This is a genomic window from Sphingobium sp. S6 (assembly GCF_905120495.1).
GTDB classification, from domain to species: Bacteria; Pseudomonadota; Alphaproteobacteria; order Sphingomonadales; family Sphingomonadaceae; genus Sphingobium; species Sphingobium agri.
In genome coordinates this window covers 133,558-154,400 of the sequence record NZ_CAJHOG010000005.1, presented here as the reverse complement: position 1 = coordinate 154,400, position 20,843 = coordinate 133,558, and the positions used below count along the sequence as shown (strand labels likewise).

At 59.5% G+C, this 20,843-nt stretch carries 14 protein-coding genes; 7 read left to right on the top strand and 7 right to left on the bottom strand.

Annotated features, from left to right (window positions below; all coding sequences use genetic code 11):
• Nucleotides 1-149 precede the first annotated feature (149 nt).
• The 4 genes from SPHS8_RS15200 to SPHS8_RS15185 are packed head-to-tail and all read right to left on the bottom strand — an operon-like array spanning nt 150 to nt 3,734.
• On the bottom strand, nt 150-1,166 hold the full coding sequence (locus SPHS8_RS15200) for a sugar phosphate isomerase/epimerase family protein (RefSeq protein ID WP_201516277.1): 1,017 nt from the start codon (nt 1,164-1,166) through the stop codon (nt 150-152).
• Between the two features lie 10 nt (nt 1,167-1,176).
• Nucleotides 1,177-2,310, bottom strand: a complete 1,134-nt coding sequence (locus SPHS8_RS15195; protein ID WP_236575192.1) for a Gfo/Idh/MocA family protein — start codon at nt 2,308-2,310, stop codon at nt 1,177-1,179.
• A 3-nt stretch (nt 2,311-2,313) separates the two neighbouring features.
• Nucleotides 2,314-3,150, bottom strand: a complete 837-nt coding sequence (locus SPHS8_RS15190; protein WP_097093482.1) for a 3-keto-disaccharide hydrolase — start codon at nt 3,148-3,150, stop codon at nt 2,314-2,316.
• Nucleotides 3,147-3,734 (bottom strand): TetR/AcrR family transcriptional regulator, encoded by a 588-nt coding sequence (locus SPHS8_RS15185; protein ID WP_201516276.1) that lies wholly within the window; start codon nt 3,732-3,734, stop codon nt 3,147-3,149. Before SPHS8_RS15185 ends, SPHS8_RS15190 begins: the two co-directional genes overlap by 4 nt.
• Nucleotides 3,735-3,836: 102 nt before the next feature.
• Here SPHS8_RS15185 and SPHS8_RS15180 point away from each other — a divergent pair, with 102 nt between their 5' ends.
• From SPHS8_RS15180 to SPHS8_RS15160, 5 genes are all read left to right on the top strand, one after another.
• A complete protein-coding gene (locus SPHS8_RS15180) occupies nt 3,837-4,721 on the top strand; it encodes a sugar phosphate isomerase/epimerase family protein (RefSeq protein ID WP_201516275.1) in 885 nt (294 codons plus the stop codon).
• The gene (locus SPHS8_RS15175; RefSeq protein ID WP_201516274.1) at nt 4,718-5,788 is read left to right on the top strand and encodes a Gfo/Idh/MocA family protein; all 1,071 of its coding nucleotides are present in this window, start codon (nt 4,718-4,720) and stop codon (nt 5,786-5,788) included. Before SPHS8_RS15180 ends, SPHS8_RS15175 begins: the two co-directional genes overlap by 4 nt.
• On the top strand, nt 5,773-6,567 hold the full coding sequence (locus SPHS8_RS15170) for a hypothetical protein (protein ID WP_097093486.1): 795 nt from the start codon (nt 5,773-5,775) through the stop codon (nt 6,565-6,567). Before SPHS8_RS15175 ends, SPHS8_RS15170 begins: the two co-directional genes overlap by 16 nt.
• Nucleotides 6,568-7,812 (top strand): MFS transporter, encoded by a 1,245-nt coding sequence (locus SPHS8_RS15165; protein WP_201516273.1) that lies wholly within the window; start codon nt 6,568-6,570, stop codon nt 7,810-7,812.
• A 1,373-nt stretch (nt 7,813-9,185) separates the two neighbouring features.
• Nucleotides 9,186-11,690 (top strand): TonB-dependent receptor, encoded by a 2,505-nt coding sequence (locus SPHS8_RS15160; protein WP_201516272.1) that lies wholly within the window; start codon nt 9,186-9,188, stop codon nt 11,688-11,690.
• 103 nt (nt 11,691-11,793) lie between these two features.
• On the opposite strand, the gene SPHS8_RS15155 is transcribed toward SPHS8_RS15160, so the two are convergent.
• On the bottom strand, nt 11,794-14,304 hold the full coding sequence (locus tag SPHS8_RS15155) for a beta-glucosidase family protein (protein ID WP_236575191.1): 2,511 nt from the start codon (nt 14,302-14,304) through the stop codon (nt 11,794-11,796).
• A gap of 514 nt (nt 14,305-14,818) precedes the next feature.
• On the opposite strand from SPHS8_RS15155, the gene SPHS8_RS15150 reads away from it, so the two are divergent.
• The gene (locus tag SPHS8_RS15150) at nt 14,819-15,520 is read left to right on the top strand and encodes a FecR family protein (protein WP_201516270.1); all 702 of its coding nucleotides are present in this window, start codon (nt 14,819-14,821) and stop codon (nt 15,518-15,520) included.
• 159 nt (nt 15,521-15,679) lie between these two features.
• Here the strand turns inward: SPHS8_RS15150 and SPHS8_RS15145 are convergent, their stop codons facing one another.
• Nucleotides 15,680-16,588 (bottom strand): LysR family transcriptional regulator, encoded by a 909-nt coding sequence (locus SPHS8_RS15145; protein WP_201516269.1) that lies wholly within the window; start codon nt 16,586-16,588, stop codon nt 15,680-15,682.
• Between the two features lie 174 nt (nt 16,589-16,762).
• On the opposite strand from SPHS8_RS15145, the gene SPHS8_RS15140 reads away from it, so the two are divergent.
• Complete coding sequence (locus SPHS8_RS15140) at nt 16,763-17,875, top strand: S-(hydroxymethyl)glutathione dehydrogenase/class III alcohol dehydrogenase (RefSeq protein WP_201516268.1); 1,113 nt, start codon at nt 16,763-16,765, stop codon at nt 17,873-17,875.
• A 372-nt stretch (nt 17,876-18,247) separates the two neighbouring features.
• On the opposite strand, the gene SPHS8_RS15135 is transcribed toward SPHS8_RS15140, so the two are convergent.
• Nucleotides 18,248-20,518, bottom strand: coding sequence for a TonB-dependent receptor (locus SPHS8_RS15135; protein WP_201516267.1), 2,271 nt, complete (start codon nt 20,516-20,518; stop codon nt 18,248-18,250).
• Between the last annotated feature and the right edge of the window lie 325 nt (nt 20,519-20,843).

Below are 20,843 nucleotides of genomic sequence, written 5' to 3'. Positions count from 1 at the left end.
CTAGCTTGCTGCGCTCGCTAGTGGATCAAATATACTAATGCAAGTCAGTCGCAGCCAGTCTAGCTCTGGATCGGTTCTTGCGATCGCGGGTCATCTCAGTCGACCGTGTCCGATCAGCGGCCGTTCGGCTGAGCGCCAAAGCCAGCCTCTTAACCGCCCTTGGCAAAATCGTCGAAAGCCCGGTCAGTAACAGGGATGATATGCCGCGCGATAAAGGGCGCCCCTTCGCTGGCGCCTTGCTCGGGGTGCTTCAGCGCACATTCCCATTCCAAGACAGCCCAGCCCGGGAAGTCATATTGCGCCATCTTCGAAAAAATCTGCCCAAAATCCACCTGCCCGTCGCCAAGCGAGCGGAAGCGGCCCGCGCGGTCGATCCAGGACTGATATCCGCCGTAGACTCCGGTTCGGCCGGAGGGACGAAACTCGGCGTCCTTGACGTGGAAGCTCTTCACTCGCGTGTGATAGATGTCGAGGAATGCGAGATAGTCGAGCTGCTGCAGCACGAAATGGCTGGGATCATACAGTATGTTGGCACGCGGGTGCTGATCGACGCGGTCCAGGAACATCTCGAACGTCGCACCGTCATGCAAATCCTCCCCGGGGTGGATTTCAAAGGATACATCCACCCCATTGTCATCAAATGTGTCAAGGATCGGCCGCCACCGCCGAGCCAGCTCGTCAAAGGCTTCCTCGATCATGCCTGCGGGCCGTTGGGGCCAGGGGTAGAAATAGGGCCATGCCAAGGAACCCGAGAAAGTGGCATGGGCGGTTAACCCCAGCCGCCGACTGGCCAGCGCGGCCAGCTTCAACTGCTCCACCGCCCATTCCTGCCGCGCATCCGGACGTCCCCTGACATCAGGCGCTGCGAAACCATCGAACAGCGTGTCATAGGCAGGATGCACCGCGACCAGCTGCCCTTGCAGGTGCGTTGAAAGCTCAGTGATTGACAGGCCCTTGTCGCCAAGCTCCCCCAGGATCTCGTCGCAATAATCCTGGCTGTGTGCCGCGGTGGCCAGATCGATGAAGCGCGGGTCGTTGGTCGGTATCTGCAACCCCTTGTAGCCAAGGCTCGCCGCCCAATCCGCGATGGCGTCCAGCGAGTTGAAAGGCGCGTCGTCACCGATGAACTGCGCCAGGAAAATCCCAGGCCCCTTGATCGTTCGCATTTAAGTTCCTTCACACGATGAGAGGGGCCCAGCCGCTTTCATCGCGGCTGGCGTGAACGGCGGTTTCGATCAGCGCCATGCCGCGCAGACCATCGGCAATGCCTGGCAACAATGGCGCTTTGCCCCCGCGTAGCAACATGGCGAAGTCACGATAGAGGTTGGCGAAGGCTTCCAGATAGCCCTCCGGATGCCCACCAGGAGTCCGCAGCCTGGCCGTTGCGTCCGCGCCCAGCGACGCATCGCCCGCCTGGACCAGCTCCGTGCGCCCGTCGCTATGATGAACGACCAGCAGGTTGGGCGTTTCCTGCCGCCAATCGATCCCGCCACGATCGCCGTGGATACGCAGGCGCAATCCGTTGCGTTCACCGATCATGATCTGGGAGGCGAGCAGCGCACCCCGCGCGCCGTTCTCAAAGCGCAGCAGCAGCTGGCAGTCATCGTCCAGCGCACGGCCGGGCACCACCGAGCCAAGATCTGCGAGCAGCTGCGTCACCCGAAGGCCGGTCACGAACTCCGCCAGGTGAAAGGCATGGACGCCGATATCCGCGATGCAGCCACCCGGTCCTGCGCGCTTGGGGTCAAGCCGCCACGCCGCCTGCTTGCTGTCGGTCGCGGTGGCAAGCCAGCCTTGGGGATATTCGACGATCACCTTCGTCACGCGGCCTATCGCGCCGTCGGCGACGCGCGCGCGCGCCTCGCGGACCAGCGGATAGCCTGAATAGGTATAGGTCAACGCATAGGGTACATCGGCGCCAGCCACGATATCGGCCAATTCGCGCGCTTCCTCCAGCGTCGCGGTCGCCGGCTTGTCGCTCATCACTGCAATGCCAGCCTCCAGCGCCGCGCGCGCGGCAAGCAGGTGATGATGATTGGGGGTGGCGATTGTGACGAAGTCTATCCCGTCGGGCCGCACCGCCTCCGCCCTCAGCATCGTCGCCACGTCAGGATAGGCGCGCGCCGGATCGACCCGGAAAACTGCCCCCGCTTCCGCCGATCGCGCAGTGTCACTGCTGAAAGCGCCCGCGACTAATTCTATCTCTCGGTCCAGTTCGGCGGCGATCCTGTGCACACTGCCGATGAAGGACCCGGGGCCTCCGCCGATCAAGGCAAAACGCAGGCGCCGGCCATCTTTTTCGTTCTTCACTCTTTAGCCCTCTTTGATCCTGATGTTCCGCCATCGGCAGGCCGCTCCAGGTCCCCAACGCGCCTCGCCAAAATTGGAATCATGGTCGTGCACTTCGAATGCGATATGTCCGCGCTCTCCCAACAGGGCACCGACTGCGGCGGGGTCATAGCCGGGCGATTGAAGGGCGGCGGTATCCACCTGCGCAATCTGCAGTCCATTGACCCATGTCGTGATGACCGGCAACGCGCCGCCCACGCAGCGGATGCGCAACTCGTTCCAATCGCCCCATCGCCAGACGGTCAGGAAATCCTCCACCTTCGCGGCATAGGATAGACGCCTGATCTTGTCTGGCGTCACCGGTTCCGCGCTGGTCGCAGGATCGTCGACCTTAAGACCGATTGGTAGACCCTTGCTGTCCAGCACGGCGTCGATCGCGAAAGGCACGGCGGAAAAGCCGGCCAGCCCATTGCCGTAAAAGCCGCCGATGCCGCCCGATGGACGATGATCCACCAATATCTGGAAACCTTCCCAGCTGTCGCGCTGGCGGCGCACCATCACACCGGTATCGGCAGGCCAGTCGGGGCGCATCTCCAGCACTAGTTCGAAATCGCCGAACGTCTCTTCGGACAGCAGATAACCGCCATAGCCCAACCTTGCCTGACGGCCTACGATCGCGCCGTCCTCGACCGTCCATATCGCCGGATGCGCCTCCGGGTCGGCAGGCGTTTGGATCCCATATTGCGCCATCAGGTCAGTGACGGCCGGTCCGCCGGGATTCCAACGGCCATAGACGCGTGGAATCGCCCGCCATCCGGCAAGCGTGCTCCCATCGAACAATGTGCGAAATTCGTCCGTCATTTTCGCCCTTCGCCATTTCCAAGCAGCAGTTCAATCTCGGTTTCCAACGCCGCGGCCATGTCGATCGAACGATCGACCAGCCAGCGCACCTGCAGGCCGTCCGACTGGGCAATCAGCATCATCGCAGCGTGATCGGCGTCCAGCGCGGCCGCCACAATTCCCGCCGCCTGACGCCTGCGGATTTCATCGGCGATATAGGATTGCAGGACGGCAAAGCGCGCCTGGAAAAACTCATGCGCAGGGTGGGACGCGTCCACCGCTTCGGCTGCAAAAGCGGTATAGAGCTGCACAAGCCCGGGACTGTTTGTGTTGCGCCTGGCCCCTTCCACCAGCCCCGCAAAGACATCCTCGCCTGTGGTCAGTTGAGCTGCATTGTCCTCGTCCCACATGCGCAGCACTTCCTGCAGCAGCATCTCTCGGGACGAGAAATAATAGATGATATGCGCGCTATCGATGCCGATGCTGCGGCCGATCTGACTGAGCGACGCGCCCCGATAGCCTTCACGACTGATAACCTCGACCGCCGCGCGCAGAATCTCGTTCCGCCTTTCCTGGCCTTTTGCATAGGGTCCGCGTTTCTTCATTCGGTGGCCATAACAGCAGCATTTCCGAAAATATAGTTGTCCTTAATTTTTAGTATCGCTATAGGTTCAGGCGGCGGGCCGAGCCGCAAGGGAGGATGTTCATTGAAACGCGTCGCAATCAACCCGCTCCCCTGGGTAACTGGCCCGATGGGGCCGCACGTTACTGAACAGAATTTACGAGAAGCCCTGACTGATCTGGTGCAGACAGGCTTTCGCTCGCTCCACACCGATGTTCCCGCGAGAATGAACGTCGCGGAATATAGGTCGATCTTGGACGAATTCGGCTTCACTCCCGCGCCGGGCTATATCGCCGGGGACTTTCATGTCGCCGAAAAGCAGGCGGCCATTGTCGAACAGGCAAAGGCGCATGCTGGCACCCTTGCTGCGCTGGGCGTCGACAGCACCTTCGTCGCGGGCAATATCGACATGGCGCGCTTCACCAATCCTGCCGTTGGCTACAATGCGTCCGCCGACCGGACCAAGCGGATGGCCGAAACGCTGGCTCGCGCGGCGGATGCGGGCTTTGCGGAAGGGGTCCGCTTCGCCCTGCATCCGCATGTCGCGATGATTATCGAGACCGAGGAGGAAACGCGCGGCGTGCTCGACATGACCGCCGGGTCTCACCTTGGTTTCGGGCCTGACACCGGCCATCTGCTGTGGGCTGGAATGGTGCCGGAACAGATCATCGCCGACTATGCTGATCGGTTGGTGGCCGTGCACCTGAAGGACGTGGACCAAGCCGGCTTCCGCCGGGCGCTTCGCTATGAAGATGATTATATGACGGCGATCGGCACGCGGCACATCTGGAGCGAGCCGGGCCGGGGTATCGTGAATTTCGATGCCGTCTTCAACGCGCTGCCTGCCGATTTCGACGGGTGGTTCGTGGTGGAAGTCGACATACCGAACCTGCCCACGCCGCTGGAAAGCAGCCGCGCTTCCTATGACTTTCTCGCGTCCCATCCCTATTTTGCTGGAGCCACGGCATGAACATGGTCAAGCCACTAGGCGTCGGCTTTGCAGGCGCGGGCCCTGTCACGCAGGCGATTCACCTGCCGACGCTCGCCCATCTGCCGGATCTCTTCACGCCCGCCTGCGTGATGGACGTCAACGGCGATCTGGCTGCGGCGGTCGCGGTCAGCGCGGGCGCGCGTTCCGTCACGTCGCTCGACGCGATGCTCGCCGATCCGGCGGTGGATGTCATCGCGGTCTGCAGCCCCCAGCAGTTCCACGCCGATCAGGTGATCGCGGCCCTGCGCGCAGGCAAGAAGGCCGTGCTATGCGAAAAGCCCTTGGCGAACAGCGCCGATGAAGCGCGCGCGATCGCGGAGGTCTCGGCGGAAACCGGCATCCCCGTAATCCTGGGTGCGATGCATGTCTTCGATCCCGGCTGGATCGCGGTGAAGGATATGCTCGGAGACCTGGTCCCCAAGGCGCGCAGCATCCGGTCCAGCATCGTGCTGCCGCTGAACGACCGATTCGAAAATTGGGCGACAGAGGTGACCGGGCGGCCTGACATGGCCTTCTCCATGCCCAACGAAATTACGCCGGATGTGATCCGCCAGATGTTCCACACCTTGATCCTGGGTTTGGCGGTGCATGATCTGCCGCTGGTGCGAGCCTTCCTGCCGGACTGGCGCGACCTGGAAATCTGGTCGGCGCGTCAGCTCGCGCCTTTCGGCTATCTGATCGCCGGTCAGGCGGGCGGCCGCGCGGTGCAGCTTGCCGGGACCATGCATGGCCATGGTGAAGCCTATTGGGACTTGGAAGTCGCTACCGATGCGGAACTGCTCCGCATTCGCTTCACCCCATCCTACGTCCACGGCGGTTCAGCCGTCGCGACGATCACCGACGCATCGGGCGCCGTTCGCCAGATCGGTCCTTTCGACCGCAACGGCTATGTCGAAGAATGGCGCGCGCTTTATGCGGCTGCACATGGCGACCATGGCGCCATACCCTCGCTCGACACCGTCGCGGAGGATTTCGACTTTGTGATCGATGTCGCCAACAAAGCCAGTGCCAGTGCGATCGGAGAACTGTCATGCCCCTGCCACTGACCATCGCCGCCGAAGCGCTCGGCCTTCAGCACAGGCTACGTAAGACGCTGGCCACCCTGCCACTGTCCTATCGCGCTCCAGCAGACAGCGCCGCCGCCTCAATCATGTTCATCGCTGGAACCAGCGACTGGGCGGCACGCGCGACGGCCGCGGTAGAGGCGGGAGCGCGCGGCGTCATCATCGCCGATCCGGGCATCACCGACCCAGACGCGATCCTCACCCTCGCCGATCGGGCAGACCAGGCGGGCGCAGTCGTGGAACTGGCGGAACGCTATGCGGGCGATCCGACGCTACTACGTCATCGTGCCGACCTCATCCAGCATCTGGCGGCGACGTCGACCATCCTGATCAGCCAAGTGGGTGACTTCGCTACGCCCGCCAATGCCGCGTTGGACATGGTGCGCACGGCGCACGCCCTCGGCCAGCCGCTTTCCCTCACCCATATCTGGCAGGCATCCCACGCCGTTGTCGTGCGCGGCACGGCAGGCGAAAAGCTTTTCGAAGCGATTGCCACGAGCGGCACCGGCGGCGCTGGCCAGCGGATCGACGCGCTGGGCTTCGGCCGCACCTTACGTTTCTCGCTCAGGGGTGACGGATCGGCCAGACCTTCGGATCTCAGAATTGGGAACGCAAAGGGCGAGCGGAAGCTGTCGCCGGTCTACGAAAGCGTGGATCGTGCGGCATGGTTGCGGGTTCATGCCGCACTTGATCGCGGCGAACCGGACGGTCTGGCATTGCGGCAGTTCGCAGCCGACATCACCATGATCCAGGCTCTCTGAATGGCCAGCACGGCCGACGGTCGCGCAAGCGGCGCATTCATCGCGGCCTATTGGATCGCACAATGCGGCAACTGGCTGGGCCTCATCACCCCGGTCACGCTGACAATCGCCATGCGCATCGCGCAGATTGCTGATCCTGCGCACAAAATGAGTCAGCTCGGCATGATCTTGGGCATCGGCGCGCTTGCCTCGATCATCGCCACCCCTGTTTGGGGCCATATTTCCGATCGCACGACCGCGCACATCGGCCGGCGCAAGCTGTGGATGATCGTGGGCGTTGCGGGCGGCGGCGCGGGCCTGCTGCTTATGAGCGCCACGAGCAACATCATGGTGTTCGGCCTGGGATGGGTCATCGCCCAGATCGGCTTCAACGCCAATCAGGCCGCGCTCAACGCCCTGTTGCCTGATCAGGTGCCAGAAGCGCAGCGAGGCCGCGTGTCCGGGCTGTTGGGCCTCACCATCATCGTCGGCGTGATGGTGGGCACATTCCTCACCCAATTCACGACGGGCAGCCCTTATCTGCTGTTCATGGTGCCATGGATGGGCACCGTCCTAAGCCTCGCGGTGATCCTGCCGATGTTCAAGGACGGGCCAGCCGCCGCGATGGTCGACGCCTGTGGCGGCGTCCGGCAGTTTTTGGGCTCGTTCAGCATCAGCCCGCGCGAACATCCCGATTTCTACTGGGTATGGATCAGCCGCTTCCTCGTCATCATGGGCATGTCCTATATCCAGGTTTATGCCGTCTATCTCCTGTCCGATCGGCTGCATCAACCAATGTCGGACGTCCCCCGGCTGATGTTCATCAATGGGAGCATCGGCGCAACCATCACGATCGCAGTTTCACCGCTCTCCGGGTGGCTCTCGGACAGGATTGGCAGGCGCAAACCCTTCGTCATCGTCGCCGCTATCATTGGGGCCATCGGACTCGTGACGATCGGCATGGCGCAGACCGTGTTTCAATTCCTGATAGGATCGGCGATCGCGGGGGTCGGCATGAGCGTTTATTATGCGGTCGACCTTGCCTTGGTGGCGGCTGTTCTTCCCGATCCGGACAACAGCGCCAAGGACATGGGCATTTTCCAGATCGCCAATACCCTGCCGCAATCGCTCGCCCCGCTCATGGCACCAGCTTTTCTAGCGATAGGTGCGATGCAGGGCGGCAATTATCCGGCCGTGTTCATAGCTGCCTCGGCGTTCGCGTTGCTCGGCGCCGGAGCTATCCTGCCGATCAGGAAAAGCTCTTAAAGAGGCTGGTCCAAAAATCCGGCAAACTGATTGGCTACTCGCCGACGATATGACAGGCACTAAAAAAACTGCGCTCTGCACCGTGGTGCATAAGACCTTCAAATGCGCGTTAACGCGTTAAGCTGCTTGAACGTGTAGCAAACAGAGCTTTGCGGAGTTCAACCGATGTCAGGTCTCGGCCTAATCGGTCAATCGAACCATGGTAACTTAACGCCTGTGTCTGGTCGGGAGGAGCCATCCTGAGGATGGCAGCTATCGCGACCTTTTGGCTCCGAACCTGACAGGCGCCTGCCCGGCCAGTCGCAGCCCAAAAAATGAGAAAGCAGACTGACCGGACTGAGCGCGCAAAATTTGGCGCTGAGCGTCTTAGAAGGGTCGGTATTAGCCCTGCCCTCAAATAAAGTGCCCCCTCTTTCAACATATATTTCGCAATCTTCGCGCCCGCGCGTAACTGAGTCTCTCGTTGCATCGGGGGGTGTCGCCCCCGTGGCATCATATTGCAGTCGCGACGAATTTTTTCAGGGGATAGTAATTGGCTCGAACTTCAATCTATGACATGGCTTTCGACGCTTGATGCGTCAGCGAAATTTCGGCAGTCAAATCTCGATGGCGAAGGGAGTGGTGCGCCGTCCAGTGCGCGCTCCCGCAACCAATAGCATAAGCCCGATACGCCACCCCCACAGGGCGGCGTTCGCGTTTAACCCAAAGACCGCGACATCTCACACGCTGGATATGATCCCCGCCTCCACGCCCCCAAGTGCCCTTGGCATACATCGCCGCGCTCTCGATCTGCGGGGGCAGTACGGCGGTGCCTTCGCCCCATAGACCGCAAACCCCTCCGATAAACCCTCCAGGGGCGTGAGATGAGAAAATTCGAGCGATTGGCCGTGAGGGCGCAATTCGGACAAGGCGCAGCTTGACCTCTGCCTTCTCCGCTTCGCAATTTGCGGGCAGCTTTGCGAACGTGGGGCTGAGTGCGCCGCTCAGCATGTTTGCCGCGAAATTCTCCAGCTCGTTTTAACGATAGCAGGGCGCTCTTTAGCGCGTGGTCCTCATCGGCTCCCCGGACCGTGATTTTCGCCATCCCCCGGGTAAACCACCCGACGAATGGGTGCGCAGGAGGCCAACAAGCAGTTATGCGCATGACAAGGACACATTCCCGCAATGTAGTTGACGTTCTAATCGCCTCTGATAAGCTGTGGCCATAAAAGGTGATCTAGTCAGGATCACATTAGGTAGGGGTGGATACTGTAGTCACGTGCCTGGCGTGGACCAGAAGCACGTGACTTACGTTTTTCTCTTGCCTGACAAGAAATTGGGGAGGCATGGGATCGGATGTTCCGGTGACCTCTCCGAGTAGCAGGGAGAGGGTCATGCGAATGCATTCAGCTAATCGTATCGTTACGCTCGCGTGCGGAGTTTCCGCGCTCGTCATGCCGGCCGTTGCATTCGCGCAGGCCCAGCAAGCACAGAACTCAATGAGTAACGACAGCTTGATTTCCTCGAGCAATGACATCATCGTTACAGCCACACGCCGTGAAACTACTATCCAAGACACACCGATGGCGATTGATGTTGTTACTGGCGAGGATGTTCAGAAATTAAATATATTCGATACCAAAGAACTACAGAACTTATCGCCAGGTCTTGAACTCAGCAACACGACTGGGCGCAACAATACCGCTTCATTGCGTGGCATTGCGTTTGATCCAGATGGTGGCACCTCACCTGCTGTCGAAGTGTTCTATAACGAAATCCCGGTCAATGCGAACACTGTGTTCACGGCGATTTACGACCTTGGCCAAGTAGAAGTGCTGCGTGGCCCGCAAGGGCTGTTCCGTGGGCGCACTTCGCCTGCCGGGGCTCTCCTGTTCGGGACCAAGCGCGCCAATTTTACGGAGGCTGAAGGGTACGCACAGATGACGGGCACCACCCAAGATGCCGTCAACATCCAGGGCGGCGTTTCCGTCCCTTTGATTTCCGACAAGGTCGCCGTCCGCGTTTCCGGCCTCTACGACAAGAATGCCGTTTCGGGGGTCAGTACGATAACGGGGAGGGAATCGCGCAACCGGACCTATAGCGGCCGCGTTTCGTTGAGCCTGCGGCCGTGGGAGGGCTGGACGACATATGTTATGTACCAGCATCTCGATGCTAAGCTGACGCCCTATATCCTAGCGTTCGGACCAGGCAACACGGTAGGCGCGAACAACACAGGCCCCGCGTTGGCGATCAGCGATCGAAAGTCCGTAATCGAGGGACCGCTCGAGTTCCGCAACAAGTCGGACATCGTCACCGTCAACTCGACCCTGGAACTGGGCGGCGTCGACGTCGTCGCCAACCTGGGCTATCAAAACACACGCCTGTTCCAACTACGCGATCAGGACATCGGGAACGCCATTCCGAATTTCGCGACCATCCAGGACCTTTACACGTCGTTCAAGAATTACAATGCCGAGCTGCGGCTTGAATCCGACAATAGTAGCCGCTTTACTTGGTCGATTGCGGGGGATTTCCATGACAACAGCAATTTCGTACCGCTGCATACCGACCAGCACTCCTTCTCTCCGACCGGCGTAGTCGGACCAACCTGCATTCTTGCGTTGGGTAATGCCTGCTATGAACGTGCATCGGTCGAGCTGACGATCAAGTCGCGTGGATGGGGCCTTGCTGGCACTGTCGGCTACCAGCTGACCGACGCCATCAAGTTCACCGGCGGCATACGTTATAGCAACGACAAGACCGTTCGCGATCAGCTCGCGGTCATCAACCCAATCACCGGAGGCGGGTTCCCCGGATTTTTCTTCGGTTCGCCTGCGCCATTCCTGCCGCTCTGCAGCAACTTCGGACCTGATTCGCCGTTCATACCGGGCGGCTTGGTAAACTTCTACAAGTTCAACTCTGTTGGATCTTCGCCGTTCATCACCGTCGATCCCAACGGTGTTTGCGGCCTTGGAACCTCCTCACATGTCGTGAGCCGCAACAAATTGTGGTCGGGCGGTGCCAATGTGAACTGGGAAATCAACCCTGACGTAAACGCCTATTTCAGCTACGGACGAACGCAACGGCCCGGGCCGCCCGCGGTCGCGGTGACAGCGCAGGTCGGCCAACAATATTTGCAGGCGAAGAACGAAACCGCCGATGGTTTCGAACTCGGCGCCAAGGCCAGTCTTCTCAATCGTCGCATGACTCTCAACGTCGCGCTATTCTATCAGAAGTTCAAAAACTTCCTTAGCTACGAACCGGCGCTGTTCGCGATTGAGCCGACCGGCCGCGTGACCACAATCGCCGTTCCGACCAACGGCAATGCGGACGTCAAGGGCATCGAGATGCAGCTCGGCTACCGGCCGACGAATAATATCGATCTGGGCGTGAACGCCGCCTATGCCAAGTCAAAATATACCAGCCCGGTGTTCTGCAACATCGTCGATGCGAACGGAAATCCGGTACTACCCGCCGCTCCGGCAGACATCACCAGCGGTCTTCCACAAACCGCCACCTGCCTTGGACGTCCTCTGTCGGACTCTCCTGAGTTTACTGCGACTCTAAATGGAGAAATTCGTTTCCCGATAGGCGCGCAAGTGATGCCATTCATCCGTGGCAATGCGAACATTCGCCCTGCCTTCACGTCGGAGCGGTCGAACTACCGCTATCCAACCGACATTCGGCTCGATCTGTTCGTTGGGCTGCGCAGCGAGGACGAACGTTGGGAGCTGACCGCTTTCGTCAAGAACCTGCTCGACCAAGACCGGCTCCGCTCGGTAAGTCCAAGCACTTTCCGCCTGCAATCTACAGCCGGCACTTTTATCGACTCAGGTTATCGCACCGCCTCGATCAATGCGCCGCGTGAGTTCGGCGTCAGCGGACGCTTTAGCTTCTGACCAAAGTGCCAATGTTCCACGCGCGCCCGGGCACACTTACGGCTGCCTGGGCGCGCCGATCCTTCCTGTCACAAGCCAAGCCGTGATGAGCGCTGTCCGTATGTCACTTTCGATAGCTGAATCGTCCAGCCAGCATGAGATCGATCGGCGATGATGACTTACCCAGCCACAAGGCAAATTGTCCTTCAGGGACAACCCATTTGTGTTCCGTTTCACGCCACACACTCAGCGGGTGATTGCTGGCGGCAGGATCGATAATGATCTCTACCTCCTTACGTTCGCCCGGTTGGAGCTCCACGCGTTCGAACCCTACCAGGCGCTTGGGCGGTTGGGGTGCTCCGGCTGCGTCAGCGCTGCGCGGAAGAGCAAGATAGGCCTGAACCACTTCGGCGCCCGCCATCTTGCCGGTGTTCGCGACAACGGCTTTGGCACGATAAAGTTTTGCTGTTGGATCATAAGCCACCGTCATGTTCGACATGGCGAAACTGGTGTAGGAAAGTCCGTGGCCGAAGGGAAAGGCCACGCAGGGGTTGCGGCCCTTCACCAGTTTGCAATTGCCACTCACATTGGCATCATACCAGCGATAGCCGATGTTCAGGCGCTCGGCATAGCGCACCGTCTGCTTCTTCGTTGCCTCGTCATAGAGGCCGGGAAACTGTTCGGCGCTCACATTGTCCAGAAAGCCCTTGCCCACATAGGGGAAGGTGACTGGCAGCTTGCCGGAAGGATTCTTGACCCCGAACAGCAGTTCGGCGACGATATTTCCGTCTTCCTGACCCGGGAACCAGCTTTCCAATATGGCCGGACCGCGGGGACCTACCAGATGGGGGTCCATCGCGACGCCCGCATTGTCCTTGAGCACCAGCGCAGTCTTGCGGTTCATGCTGACCCCCGTGCGGGAGGGCGCCGCGAGCAGCGCCTTTATCATCGCGACACTCTGGCTGTTCCGCGCCGCATTCCTTCCGTTGGTGAGAGCGATGACATTGGATCGCGGCGCATACCAATCCAGATTGTCGCCTGCTGCCGCAGATCCGGCCAACTGACGCCCGCTTGCGCCAGCGAAGGTCGCCCGGTCGGCGCCTTCTTCGGAGATGGTGCCCGCCATGATGATGACGGCATCAGCCGCCCCCGCCTGCGCGGTCACATCGGCAAAACTAACCCGCGCGCCATCGATGGTCGCAGACATGTTCGCATCATCGACCAGTGCGAGTTTTACCGCAGCACCCGAATTACCCAGCGACTTCAGCACATTGCGCAGGCCTTCCACCGGCGTCACCGTGTAATGCGGCACCACGTCGGAACTGCCGCCGCCGGATCCCATCGGCTCGCCTGGAAGTGACCCACCCGCTACGGCCTGCTGCGCGTAGACCTGGGAGCCCTTGCCGATCACCATGACGGATTGGACATCCCGGCGGAAGGGAAGCGCGCCTCCATTCTGAAGCAGCACTGCCGCGCGCGTGCCGATGTCGCGCGCCTTGCGCCCATTCTCCTCGACTGCCATGGGTGTCTGCACCAGCGGACGTTCGAAAATCCCCGCCTTGAACATCTGGGTGTAGCGCCGCTCCAGCGCGGTATCGATGTCGGCGGCCGTGATCTCACCCTTCGACAAGGCGCTGGCCAGCTTATCGACTGACCAGAAAAGCGGCGTCGGCATCTCATTGTCCAACCCGGCTTTCAACGTCGCAGCCGTGCTCTTCATCGCGAAGAAATCCGATTGCACATAGCCGGTGAACCCCCAATCGCGGCGCAGCACGCCCGTCAGTATATCTTCATTCTCACAGGAGGATTTGCCGTTCACATAATTATAGGCGCACATGACAGCGGCGGCACCTCCATCCTTCACACCCATTTCAAAGGGCAGCAGGTAGATCTCACGCAGCGTTTGCTGGTCCACCGTTTCCTGGATGGACATGCGGTTGGTTTCTTGTTCGTTGGCGACAAAATGCTTGAGCATGGCGATCAGCCCCTTTGACTGAACCGCTTTTGTCTCCGCCACGGCCATGACGCCGCTCAGATAAGGATCTTCGCCGAAATATTCGAAATTGCGGCCGAGAATTGGGAGACGGGCCAAGTTGACGCCGGGCGCTTCGAATACATGTAAGCCAAGGCTGTGCATTTCGTTGGCGATGATTTCGCCATAGGCGCTCGCCACATCGGGATCGAAGGAGGCCGCGATTCCCATGGCGGACGGAAGCGCGGTCGCCTTGGCCGAGCTGGGATGTGTGTAAGCCAGGCCCGCGGCCTTGGCGGCGCTGCCTGCCTTGGCCACCAGCTGCGCATCGACGCAATCATTCTGACCCAGGCCTACCGGCCCGTTTGTGACCCGAAACGTGGGAATCCCCAGCGCAGCAATCCCGCTAATATGTCGGCCGCCGAAACATTGGGGGAGTTCAGGCAGGATTTCAGGCGCGCTGCCTGTCAATTGCTGCATTTTTTGCGGGAGGCTCATCGCCTTCAACAGCAATTGCGCGCGCTGCCGCGCTACCGCCTCGCGCTGGTCAGCTTCGGACGCGCCGTCCTGACGCGCAATGATGTCTGGCGACATCCACGGCAGTGTCGCCGCGCGCGGCGTGTCGGCGAGGGACGCAGCAGGGGAGATAGCTCCAAGCAGCACCCAGGATCCCCAGGCCGAGGCTAAGGCCAAGCTTCTTCTGCTTGTCTTGATCATGGTATCTCCTCCCCGGTAAGCTTAATGACGCTGCTGTCAAAGTTCGTCCCTCTGACTGGTGCGCGTGTGATAAGTGACGGCAATTATGTGCCTCTATCGCCAGTAAGCCGACTGACTGCAATGGCGAGCTCTGAGGTTCGAAGATCGAGCGGCTGCCTTCAGGACCTAAATACCGAGAGTTGGTCCAAGGCAGGGAAAGGGCGGATTGCCCGGCGTCGATGGCGCGCGGCCCGCTGTTCGCCAGCAGATGGTTAAGCGCGGTGGGAGGAGGAAAAACGCTCCCTAGCGGTTGGGATAGCTTGCCCGACACCGTGTTCCCAGAAAGGAAAATCTGTACGCCGGGTTGGCGAGCGAAAAGCTTGAGCGCCACGCCGAGCGGCTAGGCGGGGATAGTCAAAATTACGCGGGGTGCGCGCTACCTGCGCCGCTGTGGCCGCGCGGTGTTGCAGCTGGATTATGCATGTCTGCCTTGGCGGCGGCTTTCCTGATGATCATGACGCCGCCCGCCGCCGAAGTTGCAAATGTCAGTACAGGTGTTGGTGAACGCAAGACGGTGACGATTGCGGACGGTTCTCATGTGACGCTCGATACCGACAGCGCCGTGGTGATCCGGCTCGATGAACAAGAGAGGCATGTCGCGTTGCGCCGAGGTCGCGCCAATTTCGCCGTGGCGCACGATCCACATCGTCCCTTTCATGTAACGGCGGAGGGACTTACAGTAACCGCGATAGGCACCGATTTCGATGTCTCCGCCATTTCCAGGCCGCCAGCGGTGATACTGATTGATGGCCGAGTGGCTGTAGAGGCGCGAAGCAAGACCGGCCAGGCAGATCGCGCCTTTCTGTCACCGGGCCAGCGTCTGACGCTGTCAGCAAGCGGGCGATTGACTAAACCGTCCAAGATCGACCTTGCGAGCGTAACAGGGTGGCAGGAGGACCGTTTGGACTTTACGAACGAAACAGCCAGCCAAGCCATCATGCAGGCGAACCGATATTCGGTCCGTAAAATCCGCCTTTTAGACCAAGCTAGCGGCGGGAAGCGCCTGGAAGGTAGCTTCCGTGCCGGAGATACTGACGGATTGGCCGCAGCGCTGTGCGTTTTCCTGGATTTAAGGATCGTACAGAAGACTGACGAGATGCTGGTGCTAGATCGGGCCCGTTAATCGTCGCTTGTCCAGCTTGCCCAAGTATCTGGCGGTGGCGATATGAGTGATGCCGGGAGGCTGACAGAGGGAGGCCAGCGCTGATCGTCCAATTGTCCAATCGAGAGGTTCGACAAGGTGAGCGCCGACGCAAGTCCGCTGCACCATCTGCATTGATGCCTATTTCGAGGGATCAGGTGATCCGTACCGGCTGTTCATCGCGGGACCCAATTCATGGATAAGGCAGTCCACCACCTGATTAACCTTGGGCAGCAGATGCTTCCGTCGCGGATAGACGGCCCAGATCGGTTCATCGTCGGGCTGCACATCTTCTAGCAAAAGCTCAATCATGCCGTTCTGAAGATAGGGCAGAACATAGAAGTCGGGAAGCTGACAGATGCCCATTCCGGAAACGCAGGCCTCCATCACGGCATGTCCACTGTTGCACTTGAAACGGCCCTTGGGCTGGTGAATTACTTGCTGATCGCCGACCCTGAAGTACCAAGCACTTGCAGACCCCGCGATGCATTCATGCCCCGTCAAATCCTCAACACCAGCCGGACGTCCTGCCGAAGCAAGATATTCAGGTGCCGCACATGTGTAGAGACGACGAGACGCTACACGTTTCGCTATGAGGCGTGGATCGGTGATTATGCCTGTTCTTACTGCCAGGTCGAAATCTTCACCGACAATATCGATAATATGATTTGAAAGCTCAATCGAAACAGCGAGTTTACGGTGCTGCATGGCAAAGCGGTTAATGATAGGCGCCACGAACCGCTCACCTATCGCTGTTGAACAAGTTACGCGCAATTCCCCCTGAGGTGTGTTCCGATCTGCGATCAACGCGATGGCCTCATCTCGGGCGCTGGCGATACGCTCGCAGCGTTCAAAAAACACCTGACCCGTGTGGGTCAATTTTACGGCGCGGGTTGTGCGGTGAAACAGTTTGGCCTCAACCCGTTGCTCCAGCGCCTTGATCGATCGGCTGACGTGAGTGGTCGACACGCCCAAGGCCTTCGCTCCGCGGGTGAACGAACCGAGCGTCGCGACACTGATGAATTCGTCAATTCCGTCCCATCCGGACACTTTATTATCCCAACATAGAAACAAAGATTTGCATAATGACCATATTATCACCTATTTGAAATAGCGCTACAACGGTCTCAACGAATGTTGGCGATGGAAGCGCGGAGCGGATTTCGCGAGCTTATGCGCTCAGCCCTGCTCTCTCTTCCATCATTGATCACCGAGAGGAACGAGATGAAGACCCGTGCCGCTGTTGCGCTCGAAGCCAAGAAGCCGCTTGAAATTATCGAGGTTGACCTGGAAGGTCCCCGCGCGGGCGAGGTGCTGGTGGAAATCATGGCGACGGGCGTTTGCCATACGGACGCCTATACGTTGGATGGCTTCGACAGCGAGGGTATTTTCCCCTCTATTCTCGGCCACGAGGGCGCCGGAATAGTGCGAGAAGTCGGACCGGGCGTTACCAGCGTGAAGCCCGGCGATCACGTCATTCCGCTCTATACGCCCGAGTGCCGCCAGTGCAAAAGCTGTCTGTCCGGCAAGACTAACCTCTGCACCGCGATCCGGGCCACGCAGGGTAAGGGGCTGATGCCCGACGGTACCACCCGCTTTTCATACAAAGGGCAGCCGATCTTCCACTATATGGGCTGTTCGACCTTCTCCAACTTCACGGTTCTGCCCGAAATCGCGGTGGCCAAGATCCGCGAGGATGCGCCTTTCCAGTCCAGCTGTTACATCGGCTGCGGTGTCACGACGGGTGTGGGCGCGGTGATCAACACGGCCAAGGTGCAGGTAGGTGACAATGTTGCCGTCTTCGGGCTCGGCGGCATCGGTCTCAACGTGATCCAGGGCGCACGCCTCGCCGGTGCCAACAAGATCATCGGCGTCGACATCAATCCTGACCGCGAGGAATGGGGCCGTAAGTTCGGCATGACCGATTTTCTCAACAGCAGGGGCCTATCGCGCGAGGAGACGGTGGCGAGGGTGGTAGAGATGACAGACGGTGGCGCGGACTATACGTTCGACGCGACGGGCAATACCGAAGTGATGCGCACCGCGCTGGAAGCTTGCCATCGCGGTTGGGGCACGTCGATCATCATCGGTGTGGCCGAGGCGGGTAAAGAGATCGCCACACGTCCCTTCCAGCTCGTCACCGGCCGGAATTGGCGCGGGACGGCTTTCGGTGGCGCCAAGGGCCGAACCGACGTGCCCAAGATCGTCGACATGTATATGAGCGGAAAGATCGAGATCGACCCGATGATCACCCATGTGATGGGCCTGGAGGAGATCAACACCGCGTTCGATTTGATGCATGCGGGCAAGAGCATCCGCAGCGTCGTGCTGTTCTGATGGACATGCAGGACGTCGACTGCTCAAGGCAGGCGCCGGACTCCACGGCATTAAGCTGTCGCACCACATTGCGGCATGTCGACCCGGCGCTTGTGCAACGGCTGGCGCTCCGCGTGCATTGCCGGAAGCCACAACATATAACGGAAGTCTTGGGTATCAGTCTGAACACCTGGGACAAGCTGCTTTGCGGCTTACCCATACGCGCAAGCGTTGCGAACCGCCTGGTTGCCCGCTTTGAAAACATATCTTGAAGGCTGAAAGAAGCAGATTCAGCAAGGACGGGCTTGCGGACCGGCAACCTTATGTGGTGCTGATGCTTCGGACCGCCGGATCAAGGGGGGAGAGCTGTCGAAACAGCTCTCCCTTTGATGCTTATCTTCCGTAATTTACTGACAATGTTACGCCATAGTAGCGAGGGCGCGTGTAGATGCTTTCCAGGAAGCCCAGGCTGGAAACATCCAGCGCATAGGTGCGGTATTTCTCTCCCGTGACATTCTTGGCAAAGGCGGTCAGGGTGAAGGGATCGAACTTGTAGCTTAAGCTCGCATCCAGCGTCTGATACGCCTTTTCGCGTTCCACCGGGGCGCACACGACGCTGAAGCAGAAGCCGCTGGTGAACGTCCCGTCCAGCCGGGCCGTCAGGTCGCCTGATCCCACAGGCAGGGTGTAGCTGACGCTTGCATTGCCGGACCAGCGAGGCGCCTGGGGCAGGCGGCTGTCGGTGACCGTCCCGTCGGGCAGCCCGATATCCTTGACCTTGCTCTTCAAATAGGAAAGGCCGCCTGAGATATTGAGGCCCTCCGTCGGCACCGCCGTTATTTCCAGTTCGCCGCCATAAACCCACGCGTCATGGTTGCTGATCGTCTGGACGAGATCGATCAGCGAGAAAGCCTGGTAATTATGATAGTCATAATAGAAGGCGGAGCCGTTGATCAGCAGGCGATTGTCCAGAAGCTTGGACTTGAAGCCGGCTTCATAAGACCACAGCACTTCGGGTCCATGCGGCAAGCGCGACACCGCCACGGGGGCAGAAACCGGTGCTGAAAAATTGCCTGACTTCGTGCCGCGGGTGACACCTGCGAACAGCAAGATGTCGTCCGTGGGCGAATAGTCCAGCTGGATCTTGCCCGAATAGAGATTGTAGCGCTTGCGCGCGTCATCCGGGTAGAGGGACGGGTTGAACTCGATGATCTGGTTATCGGTTACGCCGCCGCTGGTCGAGGTGAAATCAAGACGGTAGTCGTCGGTCTTCTTGTCACGGGTGTAGCGCGCGCCGAGCGTCATCTTTAGTTTGTCGGTCAGCGAATATGTGCCCTGCGCGAATATCGAAGGCGATTTGGTGCGGATCGAATAATCGGAATTTCCGGTGGAAAAATAGTCGAGCGCGATCAGATTATATTCGGCATGTGATTGGTAATGGCCGTCAATGTCGATATAGTTGACGCCCGCGACCCAGCGAAGGCGGCCGGTATCGCCTTCAGCGCGCAATTCCTGAGAAAACTGATGAAGATTGGTGCGCGGAGCGAAGACGCAGCCGTTCAACGGCGTTCCGTCACAATCCTCCTGATAAAATTTCCTCATCCGTTGATAATCGGTGATCGAGATGATCGTCACATCCCCCACGGTCCAGTCGATCCGGCCGGAATAGGCCTGGATCGTGCGGCTGAAGATGGACGGGATATTATTGTTGTTCTCATAGGTGCCATAGCTTGCCGGCTTTACATAACCGTTCGGATCGACGCCGGGGCCAGTGCCCCAGAAATCATCCGTCGGAGACTGTGTCACGCCGCGGCCATGATCGGCCGGCACGGCGGGCGTGTAAGTGTAGGTGCCACCTGCAATGGAATTATCATCGCGTGACCGCATGGCACGCAGCAATATTTTGAGGTTGGGCGTGGGTTTCCAAAGAAGTTGGACCCGGCCCGCAAACTGGTTGGTTTCACCGCTGTCGCCGATCGCGGGATTGTTGCTCTTGACGAAGCCATCCCTCTGGACTCGAGCAATGGCGAAGCGGGCGGCCAGTGTGTCGGAAACGGCGCCGCCAGCGCCTGCCTCGACCGCATAGCCGCCGTCGCTGAACCATGTCGCCGAAGCGTTGAGCGAAAAATCATCGGTGGGCTTGCGCGAGATATATTGGATGGCGCCGCCCGTGGCATTGCGACCAAAAAGCGTGCCCTGGGGACCGCGCAATACTTCCACCCGCTCGATATCGAACAGGGGGAAGCCTGCGGTCGCCATGGAACTGAGATAGGAATCATCCTGATATACCGCGACCGGCGGTTCCAGCTGATCGGAATAGTCGTTCTGCGATACGCCACGAAGATTATAGACGGTCGTCGAAGGACTATAAGCATTATATTTGAGGGCGGGCACAAGCTTTACGATGTCCGTGCTGTCGACGATCGCCCTGGCTTGCAGATCCGATCCCGACAAGGCCGTAACCGACACCGGCACCTTTTGAAGATTTTCCTCACGGCGCTGCGCTGTGACAACGATTTCCTGGATGCCCTGAGGGGGAGCAGATGCCCCCGCCGGCTCCTCCGTCTGCTGGGCCAGCGCCGCGGCCGGGAAGGTCATCATCATGGCAAGTGCCCCCAGGCTGGAGCCGCCGTGCCTGCATAACTGGTCTTTCAACTTCGACATACCCTTCGCTCCCTTTGTTGATCGAGTAGATATCAACAAGCGCAGGTTCGACTCCTGCATCTATTACTATGAACGTATGTTCGTATCTAAAATGTCGGCTGTCAATATCTCATATGACAGGCATCAGCCTTGACCATGCCTGGGAGGTAAGGGGTGTAAAAGAGGATGGAGAGAAAAAATCTACCGGTTGACACCACGATCCGAATCCTATTAGCATGAATATATATTCGTATTAAAACATGAGTGTCAGGTTACCATTTCCCTGGAGCGGGGCTTGCATCGGAAGGGGTAGGGGATCGCATGGTGGAGATCCGAAGAAGCTTTC

Coding starts and splice junctions, on each gene's coding strand:
- SPHS8_RS15165 (WP_201516273.1), top strand. CDS start 6,568: ATGGCCAGCACGGCCGACGGTCGCGCAAGCGGCGCATTCATCGCGGCC.
- SPHS8_RS15200 (WP_201516277.1), bottom strand. CDS start 1,166: ATGCGAACGATCAAGGGGCCTGGGATTTTCCTGGCGCAGTTCATCGGT.
- SPHS8_RS15190 (WP_097093482.1), bottom strand. CDS start 3,150: ATGACGGACGAATTTCGCACATTGTTCGATGGGAGCACGCTTGCCGGA.
- SPHS8_RS15175 (WP_201516274.1), top strand. CDS start 4,718: ATGAACATGGTCAAGCCACTAGGCGTCGGCTTTGCAGGCGCGGGCCCT.
- SPHS8_RS15160 (WP_201516272.1), top strand. CDS start 9,186: ATGCGAATGCATTCAGCTAATCGTATCGTTACGCTCGCGTGCGGAGTT.
- SPHS8_RS15185 (WP_201516276.1), bottom strand. CDS start 3,734: ATGAAGAAACGCGGACCCTATGCAAAAGGCCAGGAAAGGCGGAACGAG.
- SPHS8_RS15140 (WP_201516268.1), top strand. CDS start 16,763: ATGAAGACCCGTGCCGCTGTTGCGCTCGAAGCCAAGAAGCCGCTTGAA.
- SPHS8_RS15150 (WP_201516270.1), top strand. CDS start 14,819: ATGTCTGCCTTGGCGGCGGCTTTCCTGATGATCATGACGCCGCCCGCC.
- SPHS8_RS15135 (WP_201516267.1), bottom strand. CDS start 20,518: ATGTCGAAGTTGAAAGACCAGTTATGCAGGCACGGCGGCTCCAGCCTG.
- SPHS8_RS15170 (WP_097093486.1), top strand. CDS start 5,773: ATGCCCCTGCCACTGACCATCGCCGCCGAAGCGCTCGGCCTTCAGCAC.